The organism is Streptomyces cyaneofuscatus (assembly GCF_000718135.1).
Taxonomy (GTDB): Bacteria; Actinomycetota; Actinomycetes; order Streptomycetales; family Streptomycetaceae; genus Streptomyces; species Streptomyces cyaneofuscatus.
Map to the genome: position 1 here is coordinate 356,812 of NZ_JOEM01000008.1, position 15,997 is coordinate 372,808.

General features: G+C 71.1%; 13 protein-coding genes. 4 read left to right on the top strand and 9 right to left on the bottom strand.

The annotated features are described in order from the left end of the window. Window positions 1-131 precede the first annotated feature (131 nt). The 3 genes from IF17_RS0116060 to IF17_RS0116070 all read right to left on the bottom strand — a co-directional run bounded on the left by IF17_RS0116060 (window position 132) and on the right by IF17_RS0116070 (window position 3,811). On the bottom strand, window positions 132-1,319 hold the full coding sequence (locus IF17_RS0116060; protein ID WP_030566452.1) for a S8 family peptidase: 1,188 nt from the start codon (window positions 1,317-1,319) through the stop codon (window positions 132-134). A gap of 103 nt (window positions 1,320-1,422) precedes the next feature. Then, window positions 1,423-2,556, bottom strand: coding sequence for a type III polyketide synthase (locus IF17_RS0116065; RefSeq protein WP_256859126.1), 1,134 nt, complete (start codon window positions 2,554-2,556; stop codon window positions 1,423-1,425). A 19-nt stretch (window positions 2,557-2,575) separates the two neighbouring features. Next, window positions 2,576-3,811, bottom strand: a complete 1,236-nt coding sequence (locus IF17_RS0116070) for a cytochrome P450 (protein WP_030566456.1) — start codon at window positions 3,809-3,811, stop codon at window positions 2,576-2,578. 337 nt (window positions 3,812-4,148) lie between these two features. On the opposite strand from IF17_RS0116070, the gene IF17_RS0116075 reads away from it, so the two are divergent. After that, window positions 4,149-5,300 carry a Dyp-type peroxidase gene (locus IF17_RS0116075; RefSeq protein WP_078615915.1) on the top strand — a complete coding sequence of 384 codons (1,152 nt, stop codon included), beginning with the start codon at window positions 4,149-4,151 and terminating at the stop codon, window positions 5,298-5,300. On the opposite strand, the gene IF17_RS0116080 is transcribed toward IF17_RS0116075, so the two are convergent. Genes IF17_RS0116080 through IF17_RS0116095 form a run of 4 tightly spaced genes read right to left on the bottom strand, consistent with a single transcriptional unit; the run spans window position 5,231 to window position 9,259 of the window. After that, window positions 5,231-6,112: an ABC transporter ATP-binding protein gene (locus IF17_RS0116080; RefSeq protein WP_030566460.1), complete on the bottom strand. Its 882-nt coding sequence runs from the start codon at window positions 6,110-6,112 to the stop codon at window positions 5,231-5,233. The two genes, IF17_RS0116075 and IF17_RS0116080, sit on opposite strands and share 70 nt — an antisense overlap. Further along, entirely contained in the window at window positions 6,109-7,182 is a 1,074-nt protein-coding gene (locus IF17_RS0116085; RefSeq protein WP_030566461.1) for a FecCD family ABC transporter permease, read from the bottom strand. Before IF17_RS0116085 ends, IF17_RS0116080 begins: the two co-directional genes overlap by 4 nt. Beyond that, on the bottom strand, window positions 7,179-8,183 hold the full coding sequence (locus tag IF17_RS0116090; RefSeq protein WP_051884024.1) for a FecCD family ABC transporter permease: 1,005 nt from the start codon (window positions 8,181-8,183) through the stop codon (window positions 7,179-7,181). Before IF17_RS0116090 ends, IF17_RS0116085 begins: the two co-directional genes overlap by 4 nt. A 35-nt stretch (window positions 8,184-8,218) precedes the next feature. Then, window positions 8,219-9,259 (bottom strand): iron-siderophore ABC transporter substrate-binding protein, encoded by a 1,041-nt coding sequence (locus tag IF17_RS0116095; protein WP_030566465.1) that lies wholly within the window; start codon window positions 9,257-9,259, stop codon window positions 8,219-8,221. A 266-nt stretch (window positions 9,260-9,525) separates the two neighbouring features. Between IF17_RS0116095 and IF17_RS0116100 the strand changes: the two genes are divergently transcribed. Next, on the top strand, window positions 9,526-10,623 hold the full coding sequence (locus IF17_RS0116100; protein WP_030566467.1) for a MerR family transcriptional regulator: 1,098 nt from the start codon (window positions 9,526-9,528) through the stop codon (window positions 10,621-10,623). Window positions 10,624-10,668: 45 nt separating this feature from the next. On the opposite strand, the gene IF17_RS0116105 is transcribed toward IF17_RS0116100, so the two are convergent. Beyond that, window positions 10,669-11,490, bottom strand: a complete 822-nt coding sequence (locus IF17_RS0116105) for a helix-turn-helix domain-containing protein (protein WP_051884019.1) — start codon at window positions 11,488-11,490, stop codon at window positions 10,669-10,671. 258 nt (window positions 11,491-11,748) lie between these two features. Between IF17_RS0116105 and IF17_RS0116110 the strand changes: the two genes are divergently transcribed. After that, window positions 11,749-12,282, top strand: a complete 534-nt coding sequence (locus IF17_RS0116110; RefSeq protein WP_030566471.1) for an EF-hand domain-containing protein — start codon at window positions 11,749-11,751, stop codon at window positions 12,280-12,282. Between the two features lie 68 nt (window positions 12,283-12,350). Here IF17_RS0116110 and IF17_RS0116115 read toward each other — a convergent pair whose 3' ends face one another. Beyond that, complete coding sequence (locus IF17_RS0116115; RefSeq protein WP_018514890.1) at window positions 12,351-12,767, bottom strand: acyl-CoA thioesterase; 417 nt, start codon at window positions 12,765-12,767, stop codon at window positions 12,351-12,353. Between the two features lie 199 nt (window positions 12,768-12,966). Here IF17_RS0116115 and IF17_RS0116120 point away from each other — a divergent pair, with 199 nt between their 5' ends. Next, on the top strand, window positions 12,967-15,996 hold the full coding sequence (locus tag IF17_RS0116120) for a carbohydrate binding domain-containing protein (protein ID WP_030566473.1): 3,030 nt from the start codon (window positions 12,967-12,969) through the stop codon (window positions 15,994-15,996). Window position 15,997: the final 1 nt, after the last annotated feature.

The window sequence follows — 15,997 nt, forward strand, 5'->3', positions numbered from 1 at the left end:
TTGCGTTGTGCGGTCAGAGAGTTGCAGAGAAATGAGAGACCGTCCACTGTTCCGGCAACAGCCGGACGCAGAAGGGGCCGGTGAGCGAAAGGCCCCTCGGCCCTCGCTCACCGGCCCCGGCCGGCGGTGTGTCAGAGGCCGCCGGTGTACAGCAGCAGATCCGGCGAGCCCTGGCCGAGGCCGGAGAGGACGTCCGGGGTGGCGGTGTCGGTCAGCCAGCGCGTGACGGCGGCCGGCGTGGCCGAGGGGTTGTCCTGCTTGTGGAGGGCGGCGACTCCCGCGACGTGCGGGCTGGCCATGGAGGTGCCGTTCAGGGAGACGGTGCCACCGCCGAGCTTCGCGGAGACGATGTCGGCGCCGGGGGCGTAGAGCGAGACGCAGGAGCCCCAGTTGCTGAACGAGGTCTCCCGGTCCTGGCGGTCGCTCGCGCCCACCGTGACCACACCGTCGGCCGCGGCCGGGGAGACGTCACAGGCGTCCTGGTCCTCGTTGCCCGCGGCCACCACCGGCAGGACGCCCGCGTCCGCGACGGCTTCGACCGCCGCGTCCACCGCGGTGGAGCGGGCCCCGCCGAGCGAGGCGTTCAGGACGGCGGGGGTGGAGCTGCCCGCCGCGTCCTTGGCCACCCAGTCGAACCCGGCGATGATGCCGGCCCAGGTGCCGCGCCCCTGGCAGTTCAGGACCCGCACCCCGACCAGGGACGCGTCCTTCGCCACGCCGGAGACGGAACCCCCGACGGTTCCGGCGACATGGGTGCCGTGGCCGTTGCAGTCCTGCCCGTCACGGCCGTCGCCGACCGCGTCGTAGCCCTTGACGACCCGGCTGCCGAACTCGGCGTGGCCGGCCTCGATCCCGGTGTCGACGACGTACACCTTCACGCCGTCACCCGTGGCGGTCGTGGTGAAGGTGTCGTCCAGCGGCAGGGCGCGCTGGTCGATCCGGTCGGTGCCCCAGGTCGCCGCGGGCGCCCGGAAGAGGCCGCCCGCCCGGGGCGTCTCCACGGCCACTTCGGCGTTCTCCTCGACGGCGAGCACGCCGGGGACGGCCCGCACGGCCTCCAGCTCGGTGGCGGTGAGGGTGACGGCGAACCCGTGCAGGACATTCCCGTACGTGAACAACGGGCGGAGCCCGAACTCCTCCAGGACGGTGTCCGGGGAGAGTTCGGGCTCCAGGGTGACGATGTACTGCCCGGGGACGGCCCGGGCGGACCGCTCCACCGGGACCCCTTCCGGTCCGGTGTCGGCGGTGGCCGGGGTGGTGCCGATCAGCGGGGCGATCAGCAGCAGGGCGGCCGGGGCCCATCGGGCGCGCAGGCGCATGCAGGTCTCCTTGGGTGGGGTTACGTCCGCGGTGCGGGTGTGCGGCCGCGAAGCGCGAATACCCGGTCCTTCGTCCCCGCCCGTACGGCGCCTTAACACGGGTTCAGCCGGACAGCGCAACGCCCGCGTCGAGCTCCAGGTCCGCCAGCTCCCGGTCGGGGTCGGCGGCCGGGTCGTGGTGCGCCCAACTGCCGACCGCGACCTCGGCGGTGATGCCGGGGCCGAATCCGGCGATCAGACCTTGCGCCGACTCGGCCGCACCGCCGTCGTCGAAGAGGCGGGCGAGCGCGTCGAAGACGACGGAGCTGGCGATGTTGCCGCGTTCGGTGAGGGTGGCCCGGCTGTAGCGGAACATCTCCATCGGCAGGTCGAGGAAGTGGCAGAGGTCGTCCAGGATGCGCGGGCCGCCGGCGTGGACGATGAAGAAGTCCATGGCGGGCACCGACCAGCCGTGCAGGTCCACCAGGTCCTTCAGGACCGGCGCGAGCATCTCCATGGTGCCGGGCACGCGCTTGTCCAGCAGGAAGTGGAATCCGGTGTCGCGGACGGCGTAGGAGATCCAGTCCTCGGTGTCGGGCACGAGGTGGGAGCCGTTGCGCTCCAGCTTCATGCCGGTGCCGCCCTGCCCCCGGACGACGGCGGCGGAGACGGCGTCCCCGAACAGGCCGTTGGAGAGCAGCGATCCGACGCCGATGTCGGTGGGCTGGTAGCAGAGCGAGCAGAACTCGCAGGAGACGATGAGGACGTTGGAGTCCGGGTAGGCGCGGCAGAAGTCGTGCGCCCGGTTGATCGCCGCGCCGCCGGCCGCGCAGCCGAGCTGGGCGATGGGCAGCTGTCTGGTCTCGGGTCTGAACCCCATGGTGTTGATGAGCCAGGCGGTCAGCGAGGGCATCATGAAGCCCGTGCAGGAGACGTAGACGATCAGGTCGATGTCGTCCGGTTCGGTCCCGGCGTTGGCGAGGGCCTGCCGCACCACTTCGGGAACCCGGGTCTTGGCCTCGGCCTCGTACACCTGGTTGCGGAGTTCGAAGCCGGGGTGCTTGAGGGTCTCCTCGATCGGCTGCACCAGGTGCCGGGTCTGGACACCGGTGTTCCGGATGAGCCTCAGGACGAGGTCGCGCTGGGGGTGCCCGTGGTGGGTCTCCCGGGCCAGCTCCAGGGTCTGCTGCATCGTGATGACGTGTTCGGGCACAGCGATGGCCGGTCGGCACAGGGTCGCCATGGGTTCTCCTCGTATCTGGGAGCGGAGGCTCTCGTCACCATGTGACGGGCAGGGCGAGCGGGTAACGCCAGATGGACGTCGTGTTCCACCGGATGTCCTCGGGCTCCGCGTCGAGACGCAGGGCCGGGAAGCGGGACAGGAGCGTGGCGAAGGCCACCTCCAGTTCCATGGTGGCGAGCGGCGCGCCCAGGCAGTGGTGGGCGCCCCAGCCGAACGTCATGTGCGGGATGGACGGCCGGTCGGGGTCCAGCTCGTCGGGGCGGTCGAACTTGGCGGGGTCCCGGTTGGCCGTCAGGTACGACACGTGGACGATGTCGCCCGCCTTGATGGTGACCCCGCTCAGCTCCACGTCCTCCATGGCGATGCGGGGGATGCCGACGCCTTTGCGGAAGGGGATGTACCGCAGCAGCTCCTCGATGGTGCGGGGCAGCCGCTCGGGTTCGGCCTGGAGCGTCTTGAGCAGGTCGGGCCGGGTGAGCAGGGTGTAGGCGATGTTGCCGAGCTCGTAGGTCGTGGTGTCCTGGCCGGTGATGAGCAGGACCATCGCCATGACGGCCAGTTCTTTGTCATCGAGGAGCTCATCGCCGTCCCGGGCGGTGGCCAGGGTGCTGATGAGGTCCTCGCCCGGGGCGCGGCGGCGCTCGGCGGTCAGTTCGGTGAAGTAGCCGCGCAGTTCGGCCTTGGCCCGTACGGCGTCCTCCTTGCCCGCCGCGCCGACGTTCATCATCGTCAGGGCGTGGGCGCGCAGCCAGGGGCGGTCGGCCTCGGGGATGTCGAGGGCCTCGCAGATGGTGATCAGCGGCAGCGGCGAGGAGACCCGGGCGACGAAGTCGGCGGGTGAGCCCTCGTCCTCCATCCCGTCCAGCAGCCGGTCCACGACCCGCTGGGTGCCCTCGCGCATCTGCTCGACGCGGCGCGGGGTGAAGCTCTTGGCGACCAGGCTGCGCAGCCGGCTGCTGGCGGGCGGGTCCATGAGGTTGATGGACTCGGCCTGGACGATCGGTTCCGGGGTCATCCGGGGGAAGTCCCGGCCGAGTACGGCGCTGCGGCTGAAGCGCCGGTCGGTGGTGACCGTCCGGACGTCCTCGTAGCGGGTGACGAGCCATGCCTCGCCCTCTCCGTATGCCATACGGATACGGGAGACGGGCTCCTCGGTCAGCAGTTCCTTGAGCTGGGGGTCGAACTCGAGTTGCTGTGCGAAGTCGAACGGACAGCTCCGTACGGTTTCCTTGTCCTGCGCCGGGGCGTGCTGCACCGAGGTGTTCTCCACCGAGGTTTCTCCCAATGACCGGTTCGGGGTGTGAGGCCGTCCCGGCTCCGGGCCGGGGAACAGACCTCCCCTGTGTCCCCCGCCGGGCCGCGAAACATGTCACTCACCCTCCGCAGTCAGCCGATCAGGGGGGCGTACGCCCCGGCGCTCAGCCGCCCGGCCCAAGCGACCCGCCATGCCCGGGGGAACCGTGCTGAGCTGGGGTTCCGTGCGGTAGGGCCGAGGAGCCGGAGCGGACCGCCGAAATCCCGGAAGGAGAACGGCCATGACGGAAAGTGACCAAAGCCGGGATGCGCGTCCCGGCCGACGGGTCTTCGTGCGGGGAGCCGCGAGTGTCGTGGGGGCCGCGGGCCTGACCGGCACGGTGGCGGTGGGGGCCGCTTCCGGCGCGCCGGCGGCCGGCGCCGGCGCCGGCGACGGGCGGGTGCAGTTCCACGGGGCGCACCAGGCGGGGATCCTCACCCGGCAGCAGCGGTTCGGTGGTTTCGCCGCCTTCGACGTGCTGGCGCGGGACCGGGCCGAACTGGCGGCTCTCCTGAAGAAGCTGACCGTGCGGTGCCGCACCCTGACGGCCGGGGTCACCCCGCTGGACCCGGACGTGGCGGCGGTACGGGGCCCGGAGGACCGGCTGACCATCACCGTCGGGGTGGGTGCCTCGCTGTTCGACGGGCGGTACGGGCTGGCGGGGGCACGGCCGCCCGGGCTCGTCCCGATGCCGGAGTTCCCCGGGGACCGGCTCGACCCGGGGAGCTGTCACGGCGATCTCTCGGTGCAGGTCTGTGCCCGGCACCCGGACGCCGTCCTCCATGTCGTACGGGATCTGGCGCGGGAGACCTCGGGACTGCTGCGGACGCGGTGGCGGGCCGACGGCTTCCTCAACCCGCCGCGCCCCGACGGCGCCCCGCGGTCGTTCGTGGGCTTCAAGGACGGCACCGCGCACCCGGACACGGCGTCGGCGCGGGAGATGGACCGGCTGGTCTGGGTCGGTCCGGAGGGGCCGGGCTGGGCGCGCGGCGGGAGCTACCAGGTCCTGCGCACCATCCGGTTGCGGGCCGAGGCGTGGGACCGGGTCCCGCTCGGTGAGCAGGAGCGGATCTTCGGCCGGCGCAAGTCGACGGGGGCGCCGCTCGACGGGCGTAGGGAGAGCGACCTGCCGGACTACGGGCGGGATCCGGAGGGCCGGGTCACCCCGCTGGACTCGCACATCCGCCGGGCCAATCCGCGGACCGCCGGAAGCGAGGACTCGGTGTTGCTGCGCCGGAGCTACAACATCGACCGGGGCCTCGCGCCCGACGGCACCCTCGATGTGGGACTGGTCTTCTGCTGCTACCAGCGGGACATCGCCAGGCAGTTCGCGACCGTGCAGAAGCGGCTGGAGGGCGAGCGGTTCGCCGACTTCAGCACCACGACGGGCGGCGGCTACTTCCTCGCGCTGCCGGGGGTGGCCGGCTCCTCGGACTGGTACGGCTCCGCGCTGCTCGGCTCCTGACGGCCCGGCCTCTCCCGCACGTGGTGGCGGCCGATCGGCAGCATCAGGGGCCGGCCGGAGACCGGATCCTCGACGACGCGGCTCTCCAGGCCGAAGACCGCGCGGACGGTCTCCTCGGTGAGCACATCGGCCGGGGAGCCGGCGGCGTGCAGCGTGCCGTCGGCGAGGGCGATGAGGTGGTCGGCGTACCGGGCGGCGAGGTTGAGGTCGTGGAGCACCATCACGATGGTGGTGCCGCGCAAGCGGTTGAGGTCGGTCAGCAGGTCGAGGACCTCGATCTGGTGGCTGGCGTCGAGGAACGTGGTGGGCTCGTCGAGCAGGAGCAGATCGGTCTGCTGGGCCAGGGCCATGGCGATCCAGACGCGCTGGCGCTGGCCGCCGGAGAGTTCGTCGACCGCGCGGTCGGCCAGCGGTTCCGTGGCCGTCGCCTCCAGGGCCGAGGCCACGGCGGCGTCGTCCTTCTCGTTCCAGCGGGAGAACATGGACTGGTGGGGGTGGCGGCCCCGGCCCACGAGGTCGGAGACGGTGATGCCCTCGGGCGCCACCGGGGACTGCGGCAACAGGCCGAGCGTACGGGCCAGTTCCTTGGCGGGGAGGCGGTGCACCTCCTTGCCGTCCAGGACGACCCGGCCCTCGCGGGGTGCGAGGAGGCGGGACATCGAGCGCAGCAGGGTGGACTTGCCGCAGGCGTTGGCGCCGACGATGACGGTGATCGCGCCCGGCGGTACGGCCAGGTCGAGGGAGGAGACGACCGTACGGTCGCCGTAGCCGAGGGTGAGGTCTTCGGCGGTCAGTTGGTGGTCGGTGGTCATAGCGAGCCTCCCGCCCGGTTGGTGCGGATGATCAGGTAGACGAGGTAGGGGGCGCCGAGGACGCCGGTGACGACGCCCACCGGGTAGCGCTCGCCGAAGGCGAACTGGCCGGTGAAGTCGGCGACGAGGACCAGCAGCGAGCCGACGAGCCCGGCGGGCACCAGCAGGGAGCCGCCCGCGCCGACGATCCGGGCGGCGATCGGGCCGGAGAGGAACGCCACGAACGCGATGGGTCCGGCGGCCGCCGTGGCGAAGGCGATGAGCCCGACGGCGGCCACGATGACGGTGATCCGGGTGCGTTCGACCCGTACGCCGAGGGCGGAGGCCGTGTCGTCGCCGAGCTGCATCGCGGAGAGGCCGCGGGCCTGGCCGAGGAGGAGCGGGGTGAGGACGGCGGCCGCGGCGAGGGCGGGCAACACCTGGTCCCAGGTGGCGCCGTTGAGGCTGCCGGTCAGCCAGCGCATCGCCTCCTGGAGGTCCCATTCGGCGGCCTGGGACAGGACGTAGGAGGTGATGCTGTCGAGCATGGCGGAGATGCCGATGCCGATGAGGATGAGCCGGGTGCCGACGACCCCGCCCCTGAACGCCAGGGAGTAGACGAGCAGGGCGACGCCGAGTCCGGCGGCGATGGCGAGGACCGAGACCTGCACCTCGCCGAGGGAGAGCGTGACGATGGCGATGGCCGCGGCGGCACTCGCCCCGGAGCTGATGCCGATGATGTCGGGGCTGGCGAGGGGGTTGCGGAGCATCGTCTGGATGGTGACACCGGCCAGGCCGAAGCTGAACCCGGCCACCAGGGCGAGAACCGCGCGCGGCAGCCGCAGCCGGCCGACGGTGAAGGAGGCGCCCGGCACCTGCTCGCCGAGGATGACCCGCCACACGTCGCCGGGCGGGTAGAACGTCCGGCCCGCCATCAGGGTCACGGCGAACGCGGCGACGGCGAGGACGGCCAGGGCGAGGATCACCAGGCGCCTGCGGGAGGCGCCGCGGATACGGCGGCGGGTGGCGGCCGCGACGGACGCGGGGGACGCCTCCTGGGGGGCCGGCCGGGTGAGGGCGGGGGCGCTCACAGGGCACGCACCTTCTGTCGGCGGACGATGTAGATGAAGAAGGGGGCGCCGATCAGCGCGGTCACGATGCCCACGTCGATCTCAGCCGGGCGCGCGACGATCCGCCCGGCAACGTCGGCGGCGGTGAGGAGAACCGCGCCGAGCAGCGCCGAGAGCGGCAGCAGCCAGCGGTGGTCGACGCCGACGAGCAGCCGGCAGGTGTGCGGGACGACGAGGCCGACGAAGCCGATGGGCCCGGCGACGGCGGTCGCCGCTCCGCACAGCAGTACGGCGCCGAGCGCGGCCACCGCCCGGGCGACGGCGACGCGTTCACCTAGACCGGCCGCCAACTCATCGCCCAGGGCGAGGGAGTTGAGGGCGCGTGCGGAGAGCAGGCAGACGGCGAAGCCGACCACGAGGAACGGCGCCACCTGGCCGATGCGCTCGAAGGAAGCGCCGCCGACGCCGCCGATCTGCCAGAGCTTGAAGGATCCGGCGATGTCGTTACGGGGCAGGATGACGGCGCTGACGAGCGAGGCGAACGCGGCGGAGGTGGCGGCCCCGGCGAGCGCCAGCTTCAGCGGGGTGGCCCCTCCCCTCCCGAGAGTTCCCACGGTGTACACGAACAGGGCGGAGAGGGCGGCGCCCGCGATGGCGACCCAGATGTAGCCGGTCGGCGAGGAGAGCCCGAAGAAGGCCACGGCGGTGACGACCGCGAGCGAGGCACCCATGTTGACGCCGAGGATGCCGGGGTCGGCGAGAGGGTTGCGGGTCACGCCCTGCATCACGCCTCCGGCGAGGCCCAGCGCCGCGCCGATGACGACCGCGAGGACCGTACGGGGGATCCGCTTCGTCGCCGCCGCCTGCCCGAGGGTCTCGTCGGCCCCGCCGAGCGCCGCCTGGACGTCGGCCCACGGTACATCGCGCGAGCCGAACGCGATCGACGCCACCATGACGGCGGCCAGCGCGAGGACGGCGGCGAGGAGCCAGAGCGTGCGGACGCCCGCCGGACGCCGGGCCATGGTGGCGTCCGGCGGGCGCCGGTCGGTGGAAGCGGTCACTTGACCTTGTCCGCGGCCTCGGCGAGGGCGGCGGCGTAGTCGTCGAGCACGTAACCGATCGACAGGGGCGTCGGGTTGGCGGCGGTGGCCAGGGGCGAGGTGCCGGGCAGGAGGTAGGTGGAGCCGCGCTTGACGGCGGGGATCTTGGAGAGCAGCGGGTCCTTGCTGATGGTCTTCAGCAGCTCGCCCGTGTCGTCCCCGTACCCGGTGATGATGTCGACGTCGTCGAACGCGTCGATCTGCTCGGCGCTCTTGGTGAGGGCGAACTTCTTCGTGCCCTCGGACGCCTTCGCGATGCTGCCCGGGATCTTCATGCCCAGGTCCTGGAAGAACTGCGTGCGGGTGTCGTGGGCGGTGTAGAAGCCGATCTCGCTGACGTCGTTGGGGTCGACGTGCGTCATGAACATCGCCGACTTGCCCTTGAGCTGCGGGTACTTGGCGGCGGTCTTCGCTATGTCGCCGTCGAGCTTCGTGATCAGCTTCTCGCCCTCGTCGGCGAGGCCGATCGCCTTGCTGTTGGTGCGGATGATCTCGCGCCACGGGGTGGCCCAGGCGGCGTCCGGGTAGGCGACGACGGGGGCGATCTCGCTGAGGGTCTCGTAGTCCTTCTTGGTCAGTCCGGAGTACGCGGCCAGGATGACGTCGGGCTTCGTGTCGGCCACGGCCTCGAAGTCGATCCCGTCGGTCTCGTCGAACAGCACCGGCGTCTTGGCCTTGAGCTCCTTCAGCCGCTCCTCGACCCAGGGCAGCACCCCGTCGCCGTCGTCGTCGCCGAAGTTGGCGGAGGCCATGCCGACGGGCACGACACCGAGCGCCAGCGGAACCTCGTGGTTGGCCCAGTTGACCGTGGCGACGCGCTTCGGCTCGGCGGGGATGGTGGTCGTGCCCAGGGCGTGCTCGACCGTCAGCGGGAAGCCGCCGCCAGCGCTCCCCTCGCTCTTCTTGTTCTCGGCGTCACCACTCCCGCTCCCGCCGCAGGCGGCGACGGAGACGAGGGCGGCTGCCACGGCGAGCAGACGGAGGCGGTGTGAGGACATGGGTGAGTACCCGGCTTTCCGGAGGATCGGGGTGCCGCTTCCCGCACGTCCGGGCAGGGACCGCCGTCGTGGAGGGGTGCACTGCGGAGGCAGAGCGGCTTAGGTAAGGCTTGCCTTTGCACTTTATGAGAGGAGGCGCGGGTGTCGCAATCAACTGTTTGAGACAGGGGTTGTAGCGATAAGGACATCCGATGGGCGGTGAAGAAGGCTCTTGACCCTCACGTGGCGTCAGGCCGCATAGTCGTGCCGTGCAAGAACACTGGACCGTGGGACGCGTGGCCGAGCTGGCCGGCGTGAGCGTTCGCACCCTGCATCACTACGACGAAATCGGACTGGTCCGCCCGTCCGCACGGACCGCCGCCGGGTACCGGGCCTATGCGGCGGGCGATGTGGAACGGCTGCGTGAGGTGCTGGCCTACCGGCGGCTGGGCTTCGGACTGCGGGAGATCGCGGAACTGGTCGACGACCCGTCGGCCGACGCGGTCGCGCACCTGCACCGGCTGCGCGGCCTGCTGGTGGAGCGGCGTGATCGCGCCGACGCGATGGTGACGGCCATCGACAGGGAACTCAGGACAAGGGCCAGTGGGCTCAAGGTGACACCGGAAGAGCAACTGGAAGTGCTCGGTGCACGGCTGTACGACGCGATCGGAGACGCCTACGCGGCGACCCGGCAAACTGATCCCCGGATCGCCGCGCAGATCTGGGACGCGCTCGGGGACGCGCGGACGGTGCTGAACGTCGGGGCCGGCACCGGCTCCTACGAGCCCTCCGACCGCCAGGTGACCGCGGTGGAGCCGTCGGCGGTCATGCGGGGACAGCGCCCTCCCGGCTCGGCGCCGTGCGTCGACGCGGCGGCGGAGAGCCTGCCGTTCGCGGACGGTTCCTTCGATGTCGCGATGGCCGTCTCCACCGTTCACCACTGGGGGGACCCGATCGCGGGGCTGCGCGAGATGCGGCGGGTGGCCCGCCACGTGGTGGTGCTCACCTTCGACACCGACGAGCCCGGATGGCAGGACCGGTTCTGGCTCACCCGCGACTATCTGCCCGAGTTCACCGGCGTCCTCGCGGAGTTCCCCTCGCTCGCCGGGATGGCCGACGCGATCGGCGCCCGCGCCGAGCCGGTACCCGTCCCGTGGGACTGCGCCGACGGCCTGTTCGAGGCGTACTGGCGCCGGCCGGGGGCGTATCTGGAGGAGCGTGTGCGCCGTGCGATGTCGGTGTGGACGAGGGTCGGGCCGGAGGCGGAGGAGCGTGCGGTGCGCAGCCTCGGCGACGACCTGGCCTCCGGCCGGTGGGCCGTACGCAACGGCGACCTGGCCGGGCTCGACGCGGCGGATCTCGGTCTCCGCCTGCTCAGGGCGTGATCTCCGGGCGCGAACTCAGGACGTGAACTCAGGGAATCAGGGAACTCAGGGCGTGGGTTCCGGCCGGAACGTGCCCGGGGTCAGCCCGGTGGTCCGCCGGAAGGCCACGCCGAAGGCGCTCGCGGAGCGGTAGCCGACCTGTTCGGCGACCGACTCGACGTCCCAGCCCCGGGTGAGCAGGCCGATCGCGTGCTGGGCGCGGACCGTCGCGACCCAGCGTACGAAGCTCGTGCCCGTCTCGGCGCTGAAGGCGCGCGTGACCGTACGGGTGCTGACCCCCAGCTCGGACGCCCAGTCCGCCAGCGTCCGCTGGTCGCCCGGGTCCTCGCGGACCGCGTCCGCGACGGGGCGCAGGAGTGCGGAGGTGGGGACCTGGACGAGCAGTTCGCGGGGCGACGGCGCGAGGACGTCGAGCACGAGCGCCTCGGTCGCGGCCCGGGAGGAGGGGGCGAGGCCGGGTTCGCCGAGCCGTTCCAGCAGGAGGCGCAGCAAGGGGGTGATCTCGACGGCGACCGGGGTGTCGGAGATCGACGACGTCGTACGGAAGCCGAAGAAGCTGGCCCGGAACCAGGTCCCCGCCGTCGCCGACCCGGAGTGCAGGGTCCCGGCGGGCATCCAGAGGCCGAGGGCGGGGGTGATCGTCCAGATGCGTTCGCCGACCACCGCCGAGGAGGCGCCCCGCTCGTTCCAGAGCAGCTCGTGGAAGGGGTGGGAGTGCGCGTCCCAGAGGGTGTCGTGGGAGACGACCTCGTCGTAGGGCTGGATGACGAAGGGGGTGTCGACCGCACCGGGCGCATGCGCGGGCAGCGACCGGGTCTCCCTGGTCGTGGACGGTCCGGCCTCCCCGGCCGTGGGCATCACGCGCATCCGCCCAGCCTAGAAGGTGGGCGCGGGGCCCGGTTCCCCCGCTCCCCCGGTACGACGCGGTCGCCCATGGCCCGGACCGGGGCGTGCGGGGGTGCTGCGCCTCGCCGTCTGCCTCAACTCGACGTTTACGCCGGGGTGGTTACGTCCTTCAGGTGAAAGGGATACGGCTTTCGCCGTGCTCACCGCCCTTCGGCCGGACAGTGGGTGGGCCGACCGGGCTCCGGTCGGCGGGACCGTACGGTGAAAGGTGACGGATTCATGACCACTGAGGCCACCCGGCGGGTCGCACTCGTCTTCTCCCTGTTCGATGCCAACGCCAACGGGGTCCTGGAGGCCGACGACTTCGAGCTCATGGCCGACCGCGTCGTGGGCGAGGCACACGCCTCGGACCAGGCGGCGAAGGACGCGATGCGGGGAGCGTTCCGGCGGTACTGGACGACCCTGCTCACCGAGCTCGACGAGAACGGCGACGGCGAGATCAGCTTCGAGGAGTTCACCGCCTGTGTGCTGTCGCCGGAGCGGTTCGACGAGACCGTCGCCGTGTTCGCCGAGGCGCTCGCGGCGCTCGGCGACCCGGACGGCGACGGCCTGATCGAGCGGCCGCTGTTCATGGCGCTGATGACGGCGATCGGGTTCGAGCCCGCCAACATCGACGCGCTCTTCGACGCCTTCGAGCCGACCGACGGGGACCGGATCCGGGTGGAGACGTGGGTCGCCGGGATCAAGGACTACTACGCGCCAGGCAAGGCCGGCATCCCCGGCGACCACCTGGTCGTCGGCACGCCCGTCTGACCGGCCGGCCCCGATGAACCGTGGACGCCCCGCCTGCCGGACCAGGGGCGTCCACACTTCTGGGCGGCTCAGCCGGTCAGCAGGTCCGGGTTGCCCGCCAGTGCGGCCAGGCGGCCCTGCGGGTCCGGGACGAGGCGGCGTTCGGTCAGGTCGAGGACGCCGGCCACCCCGGTGATCTCGGCGGCGACGGTGCCGTCCTCCTTGATGACCTGCTGGGCCAGGGTGAACGTCTTCCCCGTGCCGTAGTCGAAGCGGCAGGTGACCCGTACCTTCTCCCCGCCCCGCAGCTCGCGGCGGTACTTCACGGTGACCTCCAGCTGCACCGGGCCGATGCCGTCGGCCAGCAGCTTCTCCTGGGGGAGCCCGGCTGCCCGCAGCAGCTCCCAGCGGGCGTGCTCCGCGTACTGGAGGTAGACGGCCTGGTTCAGATGGCCCTGGGTGTCGAGCTCGTAGCCGCGCACGGTCACATCAACGGAGAAGGTCATGACCGTGCGAACGCCCACGCCCGGTGATCCATTCCGGTGAGCCGGTCCTGCCGCACCCCTTTACGGGCCTGTCATGCACCGGTAACTTCCACGGCGCAAGAGATTGCAGCAACATTCCGGCAGAGTTTGCCGCCGGATCGTGCTCCCCTTCGCCGAACCCCGAGGCGCGTCAGGGTTCTCCCCTCCCCTGGAGACACGTATGAGACGCACCTCCCGCCGGCTGTCCGGCCGACGTCCGCTCGCGGCGGCCGTGGCGGCAGCCGGACTGCTGGGACTCCTCACCGCCGCACCACCCCCGAACCCCGCTCCGGCCACCGCACCCGTCGCCGCTACGGCCGCCGCCGAGACCACGGCGACCGTCTTCTACTCCACGAAGACCCGGAACTGGTCGGCGTACCACCTGCATTACGCCCCCGACGGCGGCTCCTGGACCACCGTGCCCGGCACCCGTATGGCCTCCGCCTGCACCGACTGGGTCAAGCTGACCGTTCCGCTGGGCGGTGCGAGCGGGCTGAAGGCCACCTTCACCAACGGCTCGGGCACCTGGGACAACAACGCGGGCAAGAACTACGACCTGGGCACCGGGAACATCACCGTCAAGGACGGGGTCGTGGCGCACAGCGACCCGTGTGCGGGTTCGGACCCGGAGGAGCCTGATCCCGGCGGGCCGAACACCGCGTCCGTCTACTACGCGACGTCCACCGTCGGCTGGTCCACCGTCAATCTGCACTACCGCCCGCACGGCGGAGCCTGGACGGCGCTTCCGGGTGTCGGCATGGAGGCCGCCTGCACCGGCTGGGTGCGGCGGACCGTGGACCTGGGCAGCGCCACCGGCCTCCAGGCCACGTTCAACAACGGCAACGGGGTCTGGGACAACAACAACGGCAGCGACTACACCCTCCCGGCCGGGCTCACCACCGTGAAGGACCGCAAGGTGACCGCCACGGCGAAGGACCCCTGCGCCACCGAGGAGCCGGACACCGAGGCGCCCTCCGTGCCCACCGCGGTGAAGGCCGCGGCCGACGGGGTGTCCGTCCTGGTGAGCTGGGAACCCTCCATCGATGACCGGGGCGTGACGAAGTATCAGGTCACGCGGACGGGCGGCACGAAGGGCACCTTCGTCACCGATGTCGGCTCCACCGTCTTCGCCGACACCGGACTTGAGGCGAAAACCGCCTACCGCTACACCGTGCGGGCCGTCGACGCCGCCGGGAACGTGTCGGCCGCGTCCGCGGCGGCCACCGCCACCACCGGCGAGAAGCCCACCGCTCCGGCGACGGGCACGCCGCTGGGCACCGATCCCCGCAAGGACCCGATCTACTTCGTGCTGACCGCCCGCTTCAACGACGGCGACCCCACGAACAACCGGGGCGGCAGCCAGCACGAGAAGTCCGGCAACGCGGCCAACAACGACCCCATGTTCCGGGGGGACTTCAAGGGGCTGGTGCAGAAGCTCGACTACATCAAGGGGCTCGGCTTCTCCGCGATCTGGGTCACCCCGGTCGTCCTCAATCGCTCGGACTACGACTACCACGGCTACCACGGTTACGACTTCTACAAGGTCGACCCACGCCTGGAGTCCGCCGGCGCCTCGTACCAGGACCTCATCAACGCCGCCCACGCCAAGGGCATGAAGATCTACCAGGACGTCATCCACAACCACTCCTCGCGCTGGGGCGCCAAGGGCCTGTTCACGCCGAAGGCGTTCGGGGTGCGCGACAGCCAGTGGAGCTGGTACTACGACGAGAGGAACGACGGCTTCACCTACGACGGGCTCACCGTCGAGCCCAAGTCCGGGAAGTCGTACTACAACGGCGACCTGTGGTCCACGGCCGAGCCCACCGGCAACACCTGCGTGGGCTGGGGCACGCCCACCGGGCACACCTCACCGGAGGGCTATCGGATCTACAACTGCCAGTGGCCGAGCCCCACTTCGGGCATGTTCCCCAAGGCGCTCTACCACAACTGCTGGATCGGCAACTGGGAGGGCGAGGACTCCCGCTCCTGCTGGCTCCACGACGACCTCGCCGACTTCAACACCGAGAACGCCCAGGTGCAGAACTACCTGATCGGCGCGTACAACAAGTACATCGACATGGGCGTCGACGGCTTCCGGCTCGACACGGCGGTGCACATCCCCCGCACCACCTGGAACCGCCGCTTCCTGCCCGCGATCCAGGAACGGGTCACGCAGAAGTTCGGTGCCGAGGCGGCCAAGAACTTCTTCGTCTTCGGCGAGGTCGCCGCCTTCGTCAACGACAAGTGGAACCGCGGTTCGGTCAACCACTCCGCGCAGTTCTTCACCTGGAAGGAGCGCAAGGAGTACAGCGCGGACGACGAGAAGGCCGCCCTGGAGATGTACGACTACGAGCAGCAGCAGGGCACAGGGTCCCAGCCTGTCTCCGACAACGCGTTCCTCAAGGGCAACGCCTACCACGCACCGGACCGCAGCCGGTTCTCCGGGATGAACGTCATCGACATGCGGATGCACATGAACTTCGGTGACGCGGACAACGCCTTCCACAACGGCAAGGACTCCGACGACAGTTACCACGACGCCACCTACAACGTGGTCTACGTCGACAGCCACGACTACGGGCCCAACAAGAGCAGCGAGCGGTACACGGGCGGAACGGACGCGTGGGCGGAGAACATGTCGCTGATGTGGACGTTCCGAGGCATTCCGACGCTCTACTACGGCTCCGAGATCGAGTTCCAGAAGGGGAAGCAGATCGACTGCGGGCCCCGCTGCCCGCTGGCGTCGACCGGGCGGGCCTACTTCGGGGACCATCTGGCCGGCGAGGTGACGGCGTCGGACTTCGGGAAGGTCTCCTCGGCCACCGGCAAGGTCGCCGACACCCTGGCCGCGCCCCTGGCCCGGCACCTCCAGCGGCTCAACGAGATCCGGCGGGCGGTCCCCTCCCTCCAGATGGGCCAGTACTCCACGGAGGGCATCAGCGGCTCCATGGCGTACAAGCGGCGCTACACCGACGCGGCGAGCGGCACCGACAGCTTCGCCCTGGTGACGGTCTCCGGGAGTGCCACGTACACCGGCATCCCGAACGGCACCTACAAGGACGCCGTGACCGGTGACACCAAGGTGGTGAGCGGGGGCATGCTCGCGGTCCCGGCGCCCGGGAAGGGGAACCTGCGCGTGTACGTCCTGGACCTCGGCGGGAAGAACGCCGCGCCGGGGAAGATCGGCGCGGCGGGCCCGTACCTGAAGTAGC